This is a genomic window from Micromonospora sp. NPDC049529 (assembly GCF_055586685.1).
In genome coordinates this window covers 125,262-142,331 of the sequence record NZ_JBVJHT010000018.1, presented here as the reverse complement: position 1 = coordinate 142,331, position 17,070 = coordinate 125,262, and the positions used below count along the sequence as shown (strand labels likewise).

Sequence of the window (17,070 nt, the reverse complement as noted above, 5' to 3'; positions counted from 1 at the left end):
GTGCGGCCGGGTCGCTCACGCGATGGGTGGGATGACCACTTCGATCAGGTGGGGGCCCGGCTCGGCGAGGGTGCGGGCGAACTGCTCGGCGAACTCCTCGGCGGTGGTCGCGCGGCTTCCGGGCACCCCGAACGCGCGGGCGAGCCCGACGAAGTCGATGTCCGGGCCGGAGAGGTCGAGCAGCCTGTTGGTGTGCGGGTCCGACGAGCCGGAGCCGAAGTGGTGCCACTCCTCGCGCAGGATGGCGTACGAGCGGTTGTTCAGGATCACGTTGGTGATGTTCAGGTGCTCCCGGGCCTGGGTCCAGAGCGCGGAGAGGGTGTAGATGGCGCACCCGTCGGCTTCGAGGGCGATCACCGGCCGGTCCGGAGCCGCGATGGCGGCGCCGATCGCGAGCGGCATGCCTTCGCCCATCGCACCGCCGCACAGGGCCAGGACGTCGTGGCGGGGCGCGCCCGCCGTTGCCGCAGGCACCCCGATCCCGGAGCTGATGGTCTCGTCGACGACGATCGCGCGCTCCGGCAGCAGCGCTCCGATCACCGCCGGCCAGGTCTCGACGGTGAGCGGCCCGGTGGGCATCGCCGGACGCCTCGGCTCGGTCACCGCCGGCTCCTGACCGGGCGCGACCAGGTCGGCCAACGCGGTCAGCGCCCCGACCGCGTCCTGGCCGACCTCCGCGAGTACGTGGGTCAGCGCGTCGTCCGGAACCAGGCAGCTTGGCTTGTCCGGATAGGCGAAGAACGCCACCGGTGCCGGGGTGCCGGCGACGATCACGTGCCGGACCCCGTCGAGTTGGCTCAGGACCTGCTCCGGAAAGACGCCGAGCCGGGGGAACGACGGCAGACCGGCGCCGTGCTCGACCCGGCTGGAATAGGTCTCCAGGAAGACCCGCGCACCGGTGGCGGCCGCGATCCGGCTCGCCGCGCACAGCCCCGCCTCGCGACCCACCGGGCCACCGATGACCAGCGCCGACGCCTCCCCGCCGCGTAGCACCTCGGCGATCCGGCCGATCAACGCCGGATTGACGACCGGCGTCGCTCGGACGCGGATCTCCGTCCGGTCCCCGTCACCGTCGACGGCGACACCGTCGGCCCACGACACGTCCGCCGCCATGATCACGGTGGCGATCTGGCCCGGCGGTTCGAGCGCCGCCTCGAACGCGGACACCGCGTCGTGACGTACACCGGCGGCGTTCTCGGGTCGGCGGACCGGTCCCCGCAGCGAACGCGCGACGGTCTCGATGTCCGACTCCAACGGCGGATCGAACGGCTTGTGGTACGTCGGATGGTCGCCGACGATGTTCACGATCGGCGAGTTCGCCCGGCGCGCGTTGTGCAGGTTCGACAGACCATGACCGAGCCCCGGCCCGAGGTGCAGCAGCGTCGCGGCCGGCTTGCCTGCGATCCGCGCGTACCCGTCCGCCGCTCCGGTCACCACACCTTCGAACAACCCGAGCACGGCACGCATCTGCGGCACCGTGTCCAACGCGCCGACCAGATGCAGCTCCGTCGTACCCGGGTTGGTGAAGCAGACCTCCACCCCCGCGTGTGCGAGGGTGCTCACCAGCGATTCCGCCCCGTTCACCGCAGCCACCGCCCTTTGGCTCGCCGCCGAACCCGGCAGCCCAGGGCGGCAGAAGACTCGTACCGGCAGCGTAGCCGCCGGAACCGGGATGAATCAGCAGCATTTGGAACCCCGTCCGACCACGTCGTCGTCGGCGACCATCCCTACTCGCGGATTGTCACCTGGACCGGGCCCAGGCGCAGGATGCCGTCGTTGAGCGGGCTGCACCGTACGCCGCCTCCACCCCGCAGCGCACGCCAGGTGCCGGGGCCGATGGTCACGTCCATCCAGGCGCACGGGTGCGCCCGCCGGTGCAGGCGCAGGCTCACCGGACCGTCGCCCGAGTCCAGGGTCAGCACGGAACCGATCAGGTCGTCGACCGGGATCCCGGAGACCAGGATGTTACGCCGGAGCTGCACCAGGTCGGCGCCGGGCGGCAACGCCTCCTGTGCGTACACGGTGATGCTCGCGTCGCGGTGTGCCGGCTGCCCGAAGTACCGGTCGCCGACGATACCGAGGCCCGCCCGGATCCGGATCTCCTCGACCAGCTCGCCGGGTGGGGCCGGTGCCGGACCGTTGGCCGGGCGTCCCTCGTACCGGTGCACCGGCGAGGCGAGCAGCTGGACGATCTTGGGCATGAGTCGAGTCTACGAACCCGACCATCCCGTTGCCGGACTCTCGGCTTTCGGCGCCTCGGCTCCAACGAAACGCCGGTTATCGGCGTCGACCACCGCGTGAGCGCCGCTTGGCGGAGCGACGCCGGGTGTTCGCCGGCTGCGGCGCCTTTTCCGAAGCGGGACCGGCCGCCGTGACAGCGCTCTTCGCAGCCGGCTCGGTTACGTCCTGCTCGGCATGGGCCTCTGGGCCGGGCGAGGACGCCGGTTCCCGGACCAGGCTCGTCAGCCGACCCCGGACCCGACCCAGGCTCCCGGCGCCGCGCAGGATCACCACACCCACCCCGACCGATCCGACTCCGGCGCCCACGAGGCCCACGCCGAGCAGGACGTATCCGGCGAGCAGCACGACGATCCCGGTGCTCGCCATCAACGCGCCCGTACCGATGGCGGCGGCGCTGACGACACCGTACCTACCGTGCAGGGCCGCCACCGACGCCCCCGCGTACACGACTCCCAGGACGATCGCGGCGGCACCCGGCAGGCCGTACCCGAGCTGGATCACCACCACACCGAGGTTCACGAACGTCATCCCGACACCGATGCGGGCCAGGGCGAAGACCACCTCACCGCCGTGCAGGGCGGCCACCCCCATACCGCCGACCGCCAGGCCCCCGCCGATCGCCACCGCCCTCGGCACCGCCTCGTCCACGGTCACCCCGACGCTCACGAACAGGATGCCGGCGCCGAGGCGGGCCAGGCCACGAAGGTTGTTCGCGTCGTGCAGGGAGGCGATCCCCATCAGCACGGTGATCAGACCGACGCCGATGACCAGTGAGCTGACCTGTGTCGTACCGGGGAAGCCCCGGCCGCCGAACGCGGGCGCCACGCCCATGCCGACGACTGCCACCCCGATTCCGACGATCGCCGCGCCGGTCAGGAGTCGTACCCCGGTGGTCAGATCACGGACGAGCACGGCCGCGACGACCAGCCCGACCGCGGCCACGATCATCGGTTTCTCCCACCCACCGGGCGCCAGCGCGGCGACGACGGCGGCCGGCAGCGCCAGGCCGAGCAGCCACCAGGGGGCGTGACGGGTCAACGGTGCGCCGGCCGGCAGCCGTCGCATCCAGGCCGCCGCGCTGAGCACCGCACCCACCCACGCGGCCACCGCCACACCCCGGTAGCCCACGTCGGTGCTGAGCAGGTTGATCGCCATTCCGCTGGCCAGACCGACGAACACCCCCGCCAGCCGGGCGACCGGATCCAGGAGCCCGCGCCGCCGGCCGCTGTCGGAATCCTCGCCGCCCGCTCCCGTGGTGGTCATAGCGTCCTCATCCCCGAGCGATGTCCATAGTGGCCACTGTGTCACCCGGGGTACGTTCCAGGGCCCACGGAGTCCGATACACCGCAACCGAGGCCTGCGGGATCCGTAGCCACTCAGGCTACGGGCCCGCCCCGGTCAGCAGTCGGTCGCCGAGTTCGGTGCGCGAGTAGAGCACCTGCCGGCCGGCCCGGCGTGAGCTGAGCAGCCCGGCGGCGCGCAGCGCCTGGAGGTGCACGCTGAGCGTCGGCGCGGAGAGCGCCATCTGGGTGGCGGCTTGATTGGTCGACATCGGCAGGTCGAGCAGGGCCAGCAGGGCGGCCCGGGTCTGTCCGAGGATGCCGGCCAGCGGCGCGCCGGTCTGTTCCGGGTGCCGTTCCCAGAGCCGGCCGAGGCCGCGCGGGGAGCTCGGAGCGCCCGGCCGCGCCGTCCGCACCAGGACGTCCGGCCAGGCGAAGACACACGGTACGAGGAGCAGCCCGCGCCCGCCGCAGTCGGCGTGCCCCTCGTAGTACTTGACGATCCGCAGTGTCTGGTCGGCGAACGTGACCGACGGGTGCAGGTTGCTCATCATCCGGTCGGACCACGGACAGGACATCGACAATGCGCAAGCTGATCTACACCGCCTTCGTCTCGCTGGACGGCGTCGTGGACTCTCCCGGCGGCGGTAGCCGATCCGAGAACCACCGCAGCGGTGGCTGGACCTACAAGGACCTCGAATTCCTGCCCGAGGCGTACGAGATCAAGGGTCGGGAGTCCGAGGAGGCGACCGCGCTGATGTTCGGCCGGACCAGCTACGAGGTGTTCTCGCCGGTGTGGCCGGAGATGGAGGACTTCGCCAACCTCAAGGAGCTGCCGAAGTACGTCGTCTCGACCACCCTCGACCGGGACGCCCTCGTCGACAACTGGGGCGACACCACGATCCTGCGCTCCCTCGACGATGTCGCGAAGCTCAAGGAGACCGACGGCGGCCCGATCGTCATCCACGACAGCGCCACCCTCGCCCGCACCCTCGCCGACGCCAACCTGATCGACCGCTACCACCTGCTGGTCTTCCCGGTGCTGCTCGGAGCCGGGAAGCGGATGTTCAGCGACACCGACAGGGACAAGCAGATGCTGAAGGTGGTCGAGTCCGAGACCTACGCCAACGGCATCACCAAGTTCGTCTACGACGTCGTCCACTGACGAGGTGGTGGCCGTGGCCCGCACCCGGGCCACGGCGACTCCGCCCACCCGGCCGCCGGCGGGAGGTGCCGGGTCAGCTCTGGATGGAGAACATCGCGACGACACCGTTGTGGTCGGAGTTGGTGCCGCTGACGATGTCGTAGCCGGTCATCCACATGAGCTGGTACTCCGGCAACCGTTTCCAGAAGTAGACGTAGTCGATGTGCCGGTTGCCGTGCGTTCCGGTGCCCTTCTCGCCGTAGAGGTTGTAGTTGGAGCGCAGGTTCGGCAGCTCGTTGGCCTCGAAGACCTGCCACGGGAACTTCGCGTACCCGTAGCTCCGGTCGGCGCTGAAGTCGACGTTGAGGTCACCACTGACGATGACCTGGCCCTCGTCCTGCTTGTCGACCGCCAGGTCCCTGAGGGCCTGGAACTGCGCCTCGGCGCACCTGGTGCGGGGCAGGTCCTCCGGCCGGCCGCCGGTTTCGATGCTGGCCACTGCGTGGGCGTTGATCTGTGTGACGTTGCGGCCGCTGGCCCGGTGCCGGTACTTGACCCAGTTGTTGTACCGCGCGGGCGGCACCTCGCCCGGACCGTTCGTGTCGCAGACGAAGATCGAGCCCTGGTCGAGTACGTCGAACACGCTCTTCCTGGCGATCAGCGCCTCGCCAGCCTGGTTGGTCCCGCCCGGCGCGTACAACCACCAGCCGTTGTCGGCGGCCCAGCCCTCCAGGAACGCCTTGCGGTTGCCGACCTCGTTGAGACCGACGAGGTCGGCCTTTGACGCGATCAGGTTCAGGTCGTGCGCGAAGTCGGCCTGGTTCAGCCCGTTGTAGATGTTGAGCGTCGCCGCCTTGAAGGTCACGTTCGCCGCGGCCGCCGGGGTGGCCGGCAGCAGGGCCGCCACCAGCGCGACCGCGCCCGCGAGAGCGCCCAGGGCGCGGGCCGACCAGTGTGTTGTCCTGCGCATCGATCTTCCCTTCGCACGAGACCGCCGTCGGTGGTGGTCGACGCACGCTATCGATTCGAGTCGACGCGACACCGAACAACGGGCAACCGGCAACGGAAGATCGACAGGGCCGCGCCGACCGGCCCGGCCCGCTGGCCCAGCCCTCGGCGGGGCGCTAGGAGTCCTCCACCAGCAGGCAGCCCTGCCGACCATCGTCGGAAAGGAGGGCGAGTGCCACCGGGGCGGCGCCGAGATTGAGATGGAACGGTGTCCAGTTCGTCGCCAGGCGCAGCAGGGACCGCCAGGGCCCACCCGCCGGCCAGTCCCCACCGTCGGAGAGCAGGGCCGTCCCGCCGATCTTGTCGTGGTCGATCGCCCGGAAGTAGCGGTCCTGTTCCTCGGACGGCAGTGCCAGGTACGCCTCGGCCGACACGGGTTCGGGGTCCTCGCCGCGGACCAGGTCGACCGTGTACTCCGCCGGTGACCCGTCGTCGTGGTAGAGCGTCGGGCCGCTGGTCAGCGGGGCGGTCGGCCCGGTGAAGGTGCCGGGCTGGACGATCACCGCGTTCTCGCCGCCGTCGGGGAGGATGACGTCCGGGTCGAACTCCTCGACGTCGTGCCCGTGGTCACCGTGGCTGACGAAGACGTACGCGATCCGTGCCGGGCCGTCGCCGACAAGCTCGGGCTCCAGTGCGATCTGGCACACGAAGCGCATCGGCGTCCCCTGCGCCGCGCCGAGCGGCCACTGTGGCTGACCGAGCCAGGTGGGCTGGCCGCCGAACTTGGTGACCGGCTCGGTCACGGGTGCGTCGGCTCGGCGGTACTCCGCGATCCGCCATACGGCCACCATGGCGCAGACCGTAGCAGGGCTGTCTGTTGCTACCTGGGTTGAGCACCGGTAGGACCGTTCGCGCGCGGCGATCGGGCCGGGTGGACGCACCGATAATCGGTGCATGACCGACGGAAGCACCAATTTTTCACTCGTCGTGGCCCGAGCACTGGAAACCGCCGACTTCTCCATCCGACATCTCGGGCCGGGGGAGCACCGGAAGCTCTACAACCTCGTCCGCGTCACGATGTCCACCATCGCGCCGGTCGACAGCTTCTACATCGCCTTCCTCCGTGACGAGCACATGCTGGTGATCACCTACGTCTACGACGGGCACGAGCACGAACACGCGGGCTTCCAGACCTATGGCCCGGACGGCCTCACCGCGTGGATCAAGAAGAACGCGCGACCCTACCGGTACGGGTCCGACGAGGGTCGCCTGCTGCACAAGGGCCACAACTTCGGTGACCACGAACGTCTTTCGAGCGACGCCGTCGTCGTGCCGCTGCTGGAACCCGCCGAAGACGGTCAGCGGGTCGCGGGGCTCGCGTCCATGCTGACCTACCAGCCCGACGCGTACGACGACGAGGTCGTCCGGGCGTTCGAGTGGCTCGCCCGCAGGACGATGCGAGCCCTGGCGCGCGAGCGGGAAGACGCGCGGGAGATGCCCGGACTCGCCGAAGCAGGCGAGCGGACCTCGCTGACCCACGGCTCCGTCCCCGGTGTCGTGGAGATGGTCAGCCACGCACTGAGCTCCATGCAGGCGAAAATCATTTCGGCGATCCACCGCCCCGGCGACGACCGCGACGCCACCGATCGCGTCCTGCGCGATCTGCTCGAACAGTGCGAGCGACTGCAAACCGACATCGCCGAACTCCTGCTGATGCCGACGACCGAGGGCGGCGACCTGCTGACGACGCTCACCCCGAGAGAGCGCGAGATCGCCGGACTCATCGCCGACGGTTTGAACAACGAGGAGATCGCCACCCGGTTGGTCATCTCCGAGAAGACGACCAAGACGCACGTGACCCGTATCCTGCGGAAGTTCGGCGTCCGACAACGATCGGCCGTCGCCGCCAAGCTGCGACCGTTCTGACGAGCGCGTACGACTTTGTCGTAGGTGTTCCGCGAGCACGGATACACATTGGGGCAATAGCGTCGAACCCGTCCTCCGCCAATTATGAATGCATGAAGACCGTAACCGGAAATCGCAGGATGCTGTATCGGCTCGTCGGCGCGCTCGTGGCCACCATGGCGCTGGTGATGTCCGGCGCGACGGCCGCCCAGGCTGAAGGTGCCAGCGGTGGCAGCAACTACTACGACGGCAAGGACCCGTCGACCACCAGGGGCCCGGCCGGCGCCTACTGCAACGTCAACGCCTCGCAGATCGCCACCCGACCGATTCTCGACCGCTACAGCGGTCAGCAGGTCGCCACTATCCAGATCTTCTACTCGTGGTCCTGCCAGTCGAACTGGATTCGGGTGACCGGGAACCCGTACGGCGGCAACACGACCAAGAACATTTCTTCCTCGCTGGGGGGTTGGAACAGTGAGTGGGATCTCGGATACGGATCGAGCTACTCGATGATGGTCTACGCACCGGGTACGACGCAGATCAACGGCGACGTGTCCCTGTGGGAACCCGGAATCAACGAGTACAACTGGAAGGCGATGGGCACGTTCGCTCTGTAGACCTGTGCCGACGGTGCCGGTTCGACGGGAACCGGTTCCGGTCGGAGCGGGCATCGTCGTACGGCTCAGGGTTCCTGCCGGCTCCCGGGTACGGAGAGCCGGCAGGAACCTGTCCGCACGTTCGGGGACGGTCCGAGCCCTCACATCAGGCGTGAGAACCGTCGTTCCGTCGCGAGGCGGCGGCCAACGTGCCGGGACGAATCACGTCACGCCGTTACTCGCGCGGGCCGGTATCGCAGGGCGACCGCCCCCGACCGGAACTCCTTGCGGTCCACGAGTTCGAGCTGGATGCGCTCGCGCAGACCGGCGAGCAACGTCGGCCCGTGTCCGGCAAGGACCGGCTGCACAAGGAACGCGTACTCGTCGATGAGCCCCAGATCTGCCAACGCCAGGGGGAGCGTCACACCACCCACGAACAGGCCCTCGCCCGGCTCCTGCTTGAGCCGCTGAACTGTTTGCCCCAGGTCGCCTCGCACCAGCTCGGCATTCCAATCGACCCCGCTCAGCGTGCTCGACACGACGTACTTCTTTGCCTGGTCGATGGTCTCGGCGAACGGGATTCGCCACTCATCCATCCAGTCGGGCCACGTGCCGGTGGCCGGCTGCCGCCACGCCGACTCCATCATCCCGTAGGTCACCCGGCCGAATAGCAGGGCATCGGCTCGTTCCATTTCATCGGTCCAGTAGCGCATCGACTCCTCGTCGGGGGCGAGCCCTGCCTCGTGATGGCAGCAACCGTCGAGTGTGACGTTGATCGAGTATCGAAGTGGTCTCATCTCGTTGCTCTCCCTTGATGCGCACCGCGCGTTTTCACCGGATCGTACTCAGACTACTGTCGGCGCTATTTCCCATCCGCGCCCGATCCCACCTGCTCCGACACCGGCCATGATCAGAGTGACCCCACCAGGGCTGTCCACAGGTTTTGACCATTGTCTCCCCCTGTCTGCGTACGGCCGGTGGCATCGCGGGTACGCTGACCCGCCTGTCCACTTTGGAGGAGCCGGGATGGCCTGCCAGACCTGCCGCGCCGAACAGGCGCCGACAACCCCGGCGTGCCCGGTCTGCCGTACCCCGGCGGGTGCCCCGGCGGTCATTCCCGGCGCACGAACCTACCGTCTGGGCGGCATCGGGCGGTGGGCAACGAATCTGATCGGTCTCATGGTGGTGGCCGACGTGCTGATCGCCGTCTTGACGATCATGGACAGCCGGGTGGTTCGGCGCGCCGCGCGGGAATTCGACGCCGACGCGATCGACACCGCCATGCTCAGCACTGACCTGGCCCGCCTGGTCCTCTTTGCTCCGGCCGTCGCCGTCAGTGTGCTGGTCATCATCTGGTGCTACCAGGCGCGGGTCAACCTGGACGCGTTCCCGGGTGCCAGGCCGACGCTGCGAAGGGGCTGGGCAATCGCCGGCTGGCTGGTGCCGTTCGCGTATTTTGTCGTTCCGCCGCGCGTGATGGCGAACATCGCCCGGGACAGCCTGTGGCGGTCGACCACGCCAGCCGTGGCGCGGATCTGGATCGGTAGCTGGTCGGTCTACGGGCTCGCCATCACGGTGCTGCCCATCCTCGAATTCCAGCGCTTCCTGGCACTGCCGACGCAGATCGAAGGCACCGCCGACTACCAGATGTACGTCGACTACTACACCTCCTTCGCCGTGCCGTCGAGCCTGCTGGTGGCGGCGTTCAGCGCGGTGCACGGGGTGTCCCTGATCGTGCTGGTCAAGCAGGTGTCGGCCGCGCAGGACGCCCGAATCGGGCGTGGCGTGCCGGCCGTGCCGGTGATGTCCGGCTTGCCCGTCGCGCGCGCCTGAGCGATCACCTGGCAGGCCAGTGGGGGCGAGACCTTCACGCAGCGAGGGGACGCCACCGCGCCTGCGGTCACCGTGGTTTTCGGTCGGCTGACCGCTGATTGTGCACCTACCCGGTGAGCCCCAGTGCACCCGTACGCAGCACATTGGTTGCGCTCTGGCGCAGACGACGGCAGAAGTCGGACTCCTCGACCCATGGCTGCCCGGCGTCGGCCTCGTCGGGGATGCGGGCATCAAGGGCGGCGAACGATCGGTCCCGGACCGGGGTCCCGGTGGTCCAGTCCACTACCGGCGAGTCGGCCAGATCAGGGTCACCGGTGCGCAGCACGTACCCCAGCGCCACCGACTCGGCCCACAGCCGGTGCGCCGAGACCAGGCATCCGTACCCGTCGGACGAGCCGTCGTAGATCACCCGGTCCAGTGGATGCGGCAGCACGACAACCCCGTCAGCGCAGGCGGCGAGCAGGTGGTCGAAGGCCAACCGACGGTCGGTCAGTTCGTCGTACGCGTCGTACACCTCCGGCTCGTACGGCGGCTCGGAGGACGGCGCCGCGCCACGGACCGCGACGTACCGCGCGAACCAGTCCAACCGGTCGGCCCTTCGGGAATGCGACGAGTACGAGCCCATCGACACGCCGAGCAGGCAGGGGTCGGTCTCCGGGGCCAACGGCGGGTCGATCTCGGCGATCGAGCGAGGCTCTCGATGCTCCGGCAGTCCGAGGTGCCGCAGCCGGGCGTTGACGCCGTCCAGAAACCGCTCCTTCTCCCGGAGCGGCCAGACCGTTTCATCCTCCTCGTCATGGCACAGGAGAAGCCCCACGTTGACATCGAAACCCATGCCGGCACCCTAGCCACCGGTCTCGACCTCCATGCGGGGAGTCGAGGCGTAAGCGAATCAGCCCTGCGTGCCGTCGGCTCAGGGGGTTGCCGCCGGACAGGTGCTGCCGGCGTAGCGGAAGAGGGAGTCGGTGACGTCGTTCCGGATCGACCGGCGCCGGGTGAGTGAGTAGGTGCTGACCACCGGTTCCGCGGCCAGCGGGTCCGGTCGGACCGGGCAGGCGTCGAGGCGGTCCAGCAGCCACACCCGTTCACCGCTCGGGCCGGTGCCGGTACTGAACGACAGGGTCAGCGCCGTGGTGCCGACGTACCTGGGCGGCGGGGCCGAGTCGAGGGTGGGCCGGGTCAGGCAGGCCGGCGTCGTGTCGACCACCTGGGCCATGACGACGACGTGCCCGTCCGGCTCCTCTGTCGCCCGTACCGACCGGGGTTGCGGCGCGACTTCGATCCGCTGCCAGTCGTCCCAGAAGTTCCCGGTCGGGCGGGGCGCCGCCGGTGGCGGAGTGCCGGTCGGCAGGAGCACCTCGCACTGCCGGGCGTTGCGGTGCAACTCGTTGAGGGCGGTGCCGTAGACGCCGTCGCGGTGCAGCGCGTGGAGGTACGGCGTGACGTCACTCGGAACCCGCGCGTCCAGCAACGTGAAGAGCCGGTCCAGATAGGCGTCCAGGAGTTCCGGTCCCGGATCGACCTCGTCCGCCGATATCGACAGCAGGTGACGCAGGCCCGTCGGACAGGTGCTGGCCAGCGACGGGGTGTTCATGACGAGCGCGGCGGCCCGGACGGGATCGTTGCAGACCTCGACGAACGCGGCCCGGTCCCGCGCCTCCTGCTCGGCGTCCAACGACCCGGCCCGGTGGTCGATGTACCAGGTGGCGACCGAGGCGAGCGCGATGAACGCGGCGCCGAGCGTGGCGCCGACCGAGCGGGTACGACGTCCACCGTCGCCGCCGCGCCCCGGTTCCGGCTCCGCCGGCTCGGTGGGCTGGTTGCCGCCTGTCCGCTCAGCCATGACCGACCCCTCTCTCGATCGTCCCGACTCCACGCTAGTCATTCGCGACAAGATCCCCGTCGACCCCGCTATGTAGCCGGACGGCTGCCGGGCAGGCTTGATCACGTGTCCACTTCTGCTTGGTGCGAGCGGACGGTGGTCGGCGGGCGCTGGGAACCTGGCCTGCCGTGGCGACGTCCAAGCGGGTGTGCCGATGCGCCGTATGGTCATTGTGGGTGTTGTCGTGGCGGTCGTCGTCTCGGCGGTGACCATTGGGGTCATCGCGACCGGGAGGCCGGAGCCGGCCTGCGGGTGCACCGCCGAGCCTAACCTCCGGGGTCCTGCACGCGACGCGGCCGTACGGTTCGAGGCCGCGGTCCGGCGTGCCGATGTCTCCGGCGCCTGGGTGTTGTTGAGTGACGGGGCGCGGTCCCGGTATGGGGATGTGGCGGGCTTCCAACCCGTCTTCGACCGTCTCGGCAAGGCGCTCCACGAGGCCGACGCCGGTGCCGGCGGGGATCGCGCGGCGGCGGGCTGGCTGGCGGTGGACGACCGGGTGCGCCACGACACACTGAGCGAGGTCGTGGTCGTGCGCTCGACCGGACCGATGCGACCGGTCTGGCCGCTGCTGGTCCTTGTCCCGCTCGGTCACGTCGGCGACGAGCGGATCGATCCCGAGCTGCCGACGCTGCCGATGACCGCCGTCAGCGACGGCGACGGGGTACGGGTCGACGTTCCGGACGGCGACCTGAGACTGACCTCGTTCGCGATGATCGACGGCACCGGACAGCACAGGCTGCCGAGCCGGGAGCACGTGACCGAGGACGTGGTCAGGTTGACATGGAGCATCCCGTTGCAGAGCCCGGTCGTGGCCATCGCGATCGAGAGGAGCGGGACCGCTTTGCGGGTGGGTGCCGCTGCCGCGACTGTTGGTTGACGACCACGTCGCTCCATCAGAGCGGGGGGAACTCACCCACGCAACCCGGTCGGCGGCCGACTCGTTGGTGCCACGGGGGCGGACGGGGGCGGACGATGGTGGCGGGACGCGGTGCCGAGCTGCTGCGCTCGGAGACGAGTTCGGGGCGTGCCACGTTCCTGGAACTCTTCTTCGACCTGGCCTTCGTTGTCGCCCTCACCCGGGTCTCGCAACGGTTCGGCGACCTCGGCAGCGACACCGGCTGGACGCTTGTCGCCGGGCTCGGTCGTACCCTGCTGCTGTTCCTGGCGCTCTGGTTGATCTGGTCGCACACCACCTGGATCACCAGCCGCTACGAGCCGGAGCGGACGATCATCCAGGCGGTCGTGGTCGGTACCATGTTCGCCGCCCTGGTGATGGCGGTGACGCTGCCGCGCGCCATGGAGGAGCGGGCGTTGCCGTTCGCGGTCGCGTACCTGTTGGTGATGGTGGTGCGGCCGTTGGTGGTCGCTGCCGCGCTGCGTGGCCATCCACGACGGCTGGTGCCGTTTCGGCTCGCCGCATGGGCGGCGGTGGCCGCGCCGCTCTGGCTGGTCGGCGCGTTGGGCCCGGACCAGCTTCGCCTGCCGCTGTGGGCGGCCGCGCTCACCGTGGACTACCTCGCCTGGGCTCTGGGCTGGCCGCTGCCGTGGCTGGGGGCTGCGGTGGTGAGTCGCTGGCGGATCGCCGGGGAACATCTGGCCGAACGCCACCAGCAGATCTTCCTCATCGCGCTCGGTGAAACCATCGTGGTCATTGCCGCCGTTTTCAGTGGCGTGGGCTACTCCGAGGTGCGGGCCGCCGCCTTCACGGTCGCGTTCACCACCAGCGTGCTGCTGTGGCGGATCTACTTCTACCGTGCCGGTCAGTTGCTGACCGAGGCGTTGGGTCGGGCGCGCATGCCCGGCCGGTTGGGTACGGCGTCGGAACGGACGCATGCGTTGATCGTGCTCAGCGTGCTCGTCACCGCGGTCGGCTACGAGCTGGTGATCACCGATCCGTACGGGCCGCCGCGCCCGACGTGGCTGCTGTTCGTGGTGGGCGGCCCGGTGCTCTTCCTCGTCGCCCGGGTGCGGCTGGAGTACGAGATCTTCGGCCGGGTCTCCCGGTCGCGGATGATCGGCTTGGTCGTCCTGCTGCTGGTCACGACGGTGTTGGCCCGATGGTCGCCGATGGTCGGACTGAGCGTGGTGGCCGGAGTGCTGGCCCTTGTCGCGCTGCTCGACGCGTTGCGCGGTCGGCGGCGGCCGGGGGAGGATTCCGCCTCGCCGATCGGGCGGGAGACGCCGGGCAATCACGGGCCCGAGGCGTGACCGCGCGGCTGCCTGAAGCGCCGAGTCGCCCGGAGCGGTATCAACTCGCCTGTCCCGTGGGCGGGATCAGGCATTCACCGACTCGGCAGGATCGGACGCGGCATGAACTCGCAGCAGTCCCTCGACGCCGCGCAGGAAGGTGTCGCAGACCAGCGTCGGATCGAACAGGCAACCGGCGGCCATGGCGCCGTCGCGCAGCATGACGAAGTGCCGGGCGGCGGCCTCGGCGGGCGCTTCCTGAATGCGCGCCAGCAGTTCCGTGACGGTGTCCAGGAACCACTGGCGGTGGGCGAGCACGGCCAGGTGCACCGGGTGATCGGGGTCGGGATACTCGGCGACGGCGTTGAGGAAGGCGCAGCCGCGAAAACCGGAGGACTGGATGCCCTGGGCGATCGACTCGCTGAGAGCCCGGATGGTGTCGGCCGCCGATAGCCCGCCGTCGGCAGCCTGGTCTGCCTGAGCGCGGATGGCCTCGTCGACCTGGTTCAGGTACGCCAGGACGAGATCCTCCTTGCCGGGGAAGTGCCGATAGAGGGTGGCCCGTGTCACCTGCGCTTCGGCGACGATGCGGTCGATGCCGACCGAGTGGATGCCCTCGGCATAAAAGATCCTCGTTGCCGTGTCGAGCAGCCGGGACCGCGCTTCGGACGGCCGGCCTTCGGATTCTCCACGCACCATGCACCCATGGTAGCGGATAGAACGTTCGGTCTTGACGTCGTCCGGCGGCCATGTCATCGTTGCCCGAGACAGAACGTTCGTTCTACCTGAAAAGGGATCATCGTGACCTCCATCGCTGCACCCGCCATCCCGGCAGCGGCGTCCGCCCTGCGCCGGCTGTACGTCGTCCGCTTCGCGTTCGCCGTCGTCTGGGCCGGCGTGATGTTCACGACCGCGTCGCACCTCGGACCGCTCGCCGTCACGCTGCTCGTGCTGTATCCGCTGTTCGACGTGCTCGCCGCGCTCGTCGACGCGCGGTCGTCGCGGGCCACCGGATCGGTGCTCGGCCTTCACGTGAACGTCGCCGTCAGCCTGCTCACCGCCATCGGCGTGGCCGTCGCCAGCGCGTCCGGTATCCCCGCGGTCCTGCGCGTCTGGGGCGCCTGGGCGATCGTGGCCGGGGTGGTACAGCTGATCGTGGCTGCCAGGCGTCGCAAGATGGGTGGACAGTGGCCGATGATCATCAGTGGTGCCATCTCCGCGCTCGCCGGCACCTCGTTCATCGTGATGGCCGGAGCGGACGGTGCCACGCTGACCAACGTGGCCGGCTACGCCATCCCCGGCGGCATCTTCTTCCTTGTCTCGGCGCTCCGCCTCGGCCGCTCCACGGCGAACTGATCGGCAAGCTGTCAATGTGGCGAGGGGTGTGCTGCTCGCCGCTGTCAGCTGCGTCGTATGGTCGCTGTTCGCCGGAGGAGCGGCTCTAACCCGGTCGGCTCCCGGCAACGGGAGCTGAGGCATATCAACCGGGACGGTACGCGGTGAAGCTGATCGAAGACAGTCGCTACGGGTACCTGTACCCGCCGACGGGCGAGGGGATCTACTGTGTCGGCAACGCCGCCGAGTGTGATCATCTGACGTACGACGGCACGGCGGTACGGATCCCCTGGGGCGGCACCCCCGCGCCGGAGCGGCTGCCCCGGATCCGCTGCCTGCACCTGCTGCCGACCTCGGCGCAACTCGCCCGGGGCAGGCTGCCCGCGTTCCTGCCCCACCTGCCGGCGCTGCGGTCACTGAGCATGCCGAGCGAGCTGCTGCCCAGCCTGGACGCCGGGATCGCCCCGCCGGGTCTGGCGATGCTGATGGTCGACGGTGCGGCCGACGCGCGGGCACCGCGTACGAAAATCGAGCTGGACGTCGTCCTGCCGCACCTGCGTGGGTTGATGTTCCTGGCCCCGGCGGCGAAGCCGAACCTGATGGACCTCGTGGACCCGCTGCCGGTGGCGCTGGAGTTCCTCCACCTGGAGGTGAACGGCCGGCTGGCGGCGCTGGAGCAGTTGCCGGCGCTGGAGCGGCTGCGTCACCTGGAACTGGAGCGGGTACGCACCTTCGACGTCTTCGAGCACATCCGCGCACCGTTGCGAGTACTGGAGATCGGCGGTGCGAGCCGGGGCTTTCCCGTCGAACGGCTCGCGACCGTCGCGTCACTGCGGGGTGTACGACTCAACGCCGTCTACTCGGAGGTCGACTGCGCGATCTTCCGGGAGCTGCCGGAGCTCGTCGAGCTGGACGTGCTGAACTGCAACCGGGTCGGCAACGTCGAGGCGCTGCTGGACTGCCCGAAGCTGACCAGCGTGCGGTTCGTCAACTGCAAGGGGCCGTTCGACGCCCGTACCCGGAAGGTGTTCCAGGAGCGGGGGTTTGACCACCTGGACATCAGTTTCGCCTGACCGCTGCCAGTCCTTCGGTCGAGCATCGTCTTCCGGTCAACCCTCACCTGTGCCACGCTGTCGATCCAGTTTCATATTGGTCAGGGTCGATAATGAGCGGTTCGGTGCGTAGGTGGTCCACGATGCTCGGCGCGCTCACCCTGGCCGTCGTGGCGGTCGTCGTACCGAGCGGGTCCGCGACGGCGACGGCGGCTGCCGTCATCGCCGAGCCGGACACGGTCGCGGTGCCCGAGGGGCGGGCCCGCGATAGCATTTATGCATGCCTATCTATCGATCATTCGTCCGTCGGTCGTTCGGTGTGGCCGTCGTGACGGCGGCCGTCGTGGCCGGCACCCTGGTCCCCGCCCCGGCGTCGGCTGCGGTGCCGCCGCGCATCTGCGAGGTCGTCGTCGCCGCGGCCGGTGACGGCCAGGCGGTCCGTAGCGCGCCTGGGTTCGCCAGCGCGCCGCTCTACACGATGAGCACCGGGAACAGCTTTTCGCTCTGGGGCACCGGCATCACCGTGGACAACGTGAACTGGAAGCCGCAGACTCACAACGGCTCCACCCCGGTCCAGGAGTGGGTACCCGTCATCAACGTCATCACCGGCCTGCGCTACGTCGACAACATCTTCTGCGACCGGGGCGTCTGACCGCACCCGGCCACC

Annotated in this window: 19 protein-coding genes; 9 read left to right on the top strand and 10 right to left on the bottom strand. The window is 69.4% G+C overall.

Annotated features, from left to right (window positions below; translation table 11 throughout):
• Positions 1-15: 15 nt before the first annotated feature.
• The 4 genes from ACZ6QQ_RS28330 to ACZ6QQ_RS28315 all read right to left on the bottom strand — a co-directional run bounded on the left by ACZ6QQ_RS28330 (position 16) and on the right by ACZ6QQ_RS28315 (position 4,099).
• The gene (locus tag ACZ6QQ_RS28330) at positions 16-1,584 is read right to left on the bottom strand and encodes an acetolactate synthase large subunit (RefSeq protein WP_465880415.1); all 1,569 of its coding nucleotides are present in this window, start codon (positions 1,582-1,584) and stop codon (positions 16-18) included.
• Positions 1,585-1,727: 143 nt separating this feature from the next.
• Positions 1,728-2,201: a molybdenum cofactor biosysynthesis protein gene (locus ACZ6QQ_RS28325; protein ID WP_465880414.1), complete on the bottom strand. Its 474-nt coding sequence runs from the start codon at positions 2,199-2,201 to the stop codon at positions 1,728-1,730.
• Between the two features lie 76 nt (positions 2,202-2,277).
• The gene (locus ACZ6QQ_RS28320) at positions 2,278-3,504 is read right to left on the bottom strand and encodes a hypothetical protein (protein ID WP_465880413.1); all 1,227 of its coding nucleotides are present in this window, start codon (positions 3,502-3,504) and stop codon (positions 2,278-2,280) included.
• Positions 3,505-3,622: 118 nt separating this feature from the next.
• Positions 3,623-4,099 (bottom strand): ArsR/SmtB family transcription factor, encoded by a 477-nt coding sequence (locus ACZ6QQ_RS28315; RefSeq protein ID WP_465880412.1) that lies wholly within the window; start codon positions 4,097-4,099, stop codon positions 3,623-3,625.
• 5 nt (positions 4,100-4,104) lie between these two features.
• Here ACZ6QQ_RS28315 and ACZ6QQ_RS28310 point away from each other — a divergent pair, with 5 nt between their 5' ends.
• On the top strand, positions 4,105-4,686 hold the full coding sequence (locus ACZ6QQ_RS28310; RefSeq protein WP_465880410.1) for a dihydrofolate reductase family protein: 582 nt from the start codon (positions 4,105-4,107) through the stop codon (positions 4,684-4,686).
• A 73-nt stretch (positions 4,687-4,759) separates the two neighbouring features.
• On the opposite strand, the gene ACZ6QQ_RS28305 is transcribed toward ACZ6QQ_RS28310, so the two are convergent.
• Together ACZ6QQ_RS28305 and ACZ6QQ_RS28300 are read right to left on the bottom strand one after the other, a co-directional pair.
• Complete coding sequence (locus ACZ6QQ_RS28305; protein ID WP_465880409.1) at positions 4,760-5,635, bottom strand: endonuclease/exonuclease/phosphatase family protein; 876 nt, start codon at positions 5,633-5,635, stop codon at positions 4,760-4,762.
• Between the two features lie 154 nt (positions 5,636-5,789).
• The gene (locus ACZ6QQ_RS28300) at positions 5,790-6,464 is read right to left on the bottom strand and encodes a hypothetical protein (RefSeq protein WP_465880408.1); all 675 of its coding nucleotides are present in this window, start codon (positions 6,462-6,464) and stop codon (positions 5,790-5,792) included.
• A 103-nt stretch (positions 6,465-6,567) separates the two neighbouring features.
• On the opposite strand from ACZ6QQ_RS28300, the gene ACZ6QQ_RS28295 reads away from it, so the two are divergent.
• Entirely contained in the window at positions 6,568-7,539 is a 972-nt protein-coding gene (locus ACZ6QQ_RS28295) for a LuxR C-terminal-related transcriptional regulator (protein WP_465880407.1), read from the top strand.
• 119 nt (positions 7,540-7,658) lie between these two features.
• Complete coding sequence (locus tag ACZ6QQ_RS28290; RefSeq protein WP_465880406.1) at positions 7,659-8,135, top strand: hypothetical protein; 477 nt, start codon at positions 7,659-7,661, stop codon at positions 8,133-8,135.
• Between the two features lie 206 nt (positions 8,136-8,341).
• Here ACZ6QQ_RS28290 and ACZ6QQ_RS28285 read toward each other — a convergent pair whose 3' ends face one another.
• Complete coding sequence (locus ACZ6QQ_RS28285) at positions 8,342-8,911, bottom strand: dihydrofolate reductase family protein (protein ID WP_465880405.1); 570 nt, start codon at positions 8,909-8,911, stop codon at positions 8,342-8,344.
• A 229-nt stretch (positions 8,912-9,140) separates the two neighbouring features.
• Between ACZ6QQ_RS28285 and ACZ6QQ_RS28280 the strand changes: the two genes are divergently transcribed.
• The gene (locus ACZ6QQ_RS28280) at positions 9,141-9,947 is read left to right on the top strand and encodes a DUF4328 domain-containing protein (protein WP_465880403.1); all 807 of its coding nucleotides are present in this window, start codon (positions 9,141-9,143) and stop codon (positions 9,945-9,947) included.
• A gap of 106 nt (positions 9,948-10,053) precedes the next feature.
• Here ACZ6QQ_RS28280 and ACZ6QQ_RS28275 read toward each other — a convergent pair whose 3' ends face one another.
• Positions 10,054-10,782 carry a hypothetical protein gene (locus ACZ6QQ_RS28275; protein ID WP_465880402.1) on the bottom strand — a complete coding sequence of 243 codons (729 nt, stop codon included), beginning with the start codon at positions 10,780-10,782 and terminating at the stop codon, positions 10,054-10,056.
• A 78-nt stretch (positions 10,783-10,860) separates the two neighbouring features.
• Positions 10,861-11,790, bottom strand: a complete 930-nt coding sequence (locus ACZ6QQ_RS28270; protein WP_465880401.1) for a hypothetical protein — start codon at positions 11,788-11,790, stop codon at positions 10,861-10,863.
• Positions 11,791-12,214: 424 nt separating this feature from the next.
• Between ACZ6QQ_RS28270 and ACZ6QQ_RS28265 the strand changes: the two genes are divergently transcribed.
• A complete protein-coding gene (locus tag ACZ6QQ_RS28265; RefSeq protein ID WP_465880400.1) occupies positions 12,215-12,706 on the top strand; it encodes a hypothetical protein in 492 nt (163 codons plus the stop codon).
• A gap of 95 nt (positions 12,707-12,801) precedes the next feature.
• Positions 12,802-14,037 carry a low temperature requirement protein A gene (locus ACZ6QQ_RS28260; RefSeq protein ID WP_465880399.1) on the top strand — a complete coding sequence of 412 codons (1,236 nt, stop codon included), beginning with the start codon at positions 12,802-12,804 and terminating at the stop codon, positions 14,035-14,037.
• A 66-nt stretch (positions 14,038-14,103) separates the two neighbouring features.
• On the opposite strand, the gene ACZ6QQ_RS28255 is transcribed toward ACZ6QQ_RS28260, so the two are convergent.
• Positions 14,104-14,715, bottom strand: a complete 612-nt coding sequence (locus tag ACZ6QQ_RS28255) for a TetR/AcrR family transcriptional regulator (RefSeq protein ID WP_465880397.1) — start codon at positions 14,713-14,715, stop codon at positions 14,104-14,106.
• Between the two features lie 102 nt (positions 14,716-14,817).
• On the opposite strand from ACZ6QQ_RS28255, the gene ACZ6QQ_RS28250 reads away from it, so the two are divergent.
• From ACZ6QQ_RS28250 to ACZ6QQ_RS28240, 3 genes are all read left to right on the top strand, one after another.
• Positions 14,818-15,372, top strand: coding sequence for a DUF308 domain-containing protein (locus ACZ6QQ_RS28250; protein ID WP_465880395.1), 555 nt, complete (start codon positions 14,818-14,820; stop codon positions 15,370-15,372).
• Between the two features lie 143 nt (positions 15,373-15,515).
• The gene (locus ACZ6QQ_RS28245) at positions 15,516-16,424 is read left to right on the top strand and encodes a hypothetical protein (protein ID WP_465880393.1); all 909 of its coding nucleotides are present in this window, start codon (positions 15,516-15,518) and stop codon (positions 16,422-16,424) included.
• Positions 16,425-16,683: 259 nt separating this feature from the next.
• Positions 16,684-17,055, top strand: coding sequence for a hypothetical protein (locus tag ACZ6QQ_RS28240; protein WP_465880391.1), 372 nt, complete (start codon positions 16,684-16,686; stop codon positions 17,053-17,055).
• The last annotated feature ends 15 nt before the right edge of the window (positions 17,056-17,070 follow it).

Excerpts from the sequence above, each read along its gene's own strand:
- ACZ6QQ_RS28325 (WP_465880414.1), bottom strand. The coding sequence starts at position 2,201 with ATGCCCAAGATCGTCCAGCTGCTCGCCTCGCCGGTGCACCGGTACGAG.
- ACZ6QQ_RS28320 (WP_465880413.1), bottom strand. The coding sequence starts at position 3,504 with ATGACCACCACGGGAGCGGGCGGCGAGGATTCCGACAGCGGCCGGCGG.
- ACZ6QQ_RS28315 (WP_465880412.1), bottom strand. The coding sequence starts at position 4,099 with ATGTCCTGTCCGTGGTCCGACCGGATGATGAGCAACCTGCACCCGTCG.
- ACZ6QQ_RS28310 (WP_465880410.1), top strand. The coding sequence starts at position 4,105 with ATGCGCAAGCTGATCTACACCGCCTTCGTCTCGCTGGACGGCGTCGTG.
- ACZ6QQ_RS28305 (WP_465880409.1), bottom strand. The coding sequence starts at position 5,635 with ATGCGCAGGACAACACACTGGTCGGCCCGCGCCCTGGGCGCTCTCGCG.
- ACZ6QQ_RS28300 (WP_465880408.1), bottom strand. The coding sequence starts at position 6,464 with ATGGTGGCCGTATGGCGGATCGCGGAGTACCGCCGAGCCGACGCACCC.
- ACZ6QQ_RS28295 (WP_465880407.1), top strand. The coding sequence starts at position 6,568 with ATGACCGACGGAAGCACCAATTTTTCACTCGTCGTGGCCCGAGCACTG.
- ACZ6QQ_RS28290 (WP_465880406.1), top strand. The coding sequence starts at position 7,659 with ATGCTGTATCGGCTCGTCGGCGCGCTCGTGGCCACCATGGCGCTGGTG.
- ACZ6QQ_RS28285 (WP_465880405.1), bottom strand. The coding sequence starts at position 8,911 with ATGAGACCACTTCGATACTCGATCAACGTCACACTCGACGGTTGCTGC.
- ACZ6QQ_RS28280 (WP_465880403.1), top strand. The coding sequence starts at position 9,141 with ATGGCCTGCCAGACCTGCCGCGCCGAACAGGCGCCGACAACCCCGGCG.
- ACZ6QQ_RS28275 (WP_465880402.1), bottom strand. The coding sequence starts at position 10,782 with ATGGGTTTCGATGTCAACGTGGGGCTTCTCCTGTGCCATGACGAGGAG.
- ACZ6QQ_RS28270 (WP_465880401.1), bottom strand. The coding sequence starts at position 11,790 with ATGGCTGAGCGGACAGGCGGCAACCAGCCCACCGAGCCGGCGGAGCCG.
- ACZ6QQ_RS28260 (WP_465880399.1), top strand. The coding sequence starts at position 12,802 with ATGGTGGCGGGACGCGGTGCCGAGCTGCTGCGCTCGGAGACGAGTTCG.
- ACZ6QQ_RS28255 (WP_465880397.1), bottom strand. The coding sequence starts at position 14,715 with ATGGTGCGTGGAGAATCCGAAGGCCGGCCGTCCGAAGCGCGGTCCCGG.
- ACZ6QQ_RS28240 (WP_465880391.1), top strand. The coding sequence starts at position 16,684 with ATGCCTATCTATCGATCATTCGTCCGTCGGTCGTTCGGTGTGGCCGTC.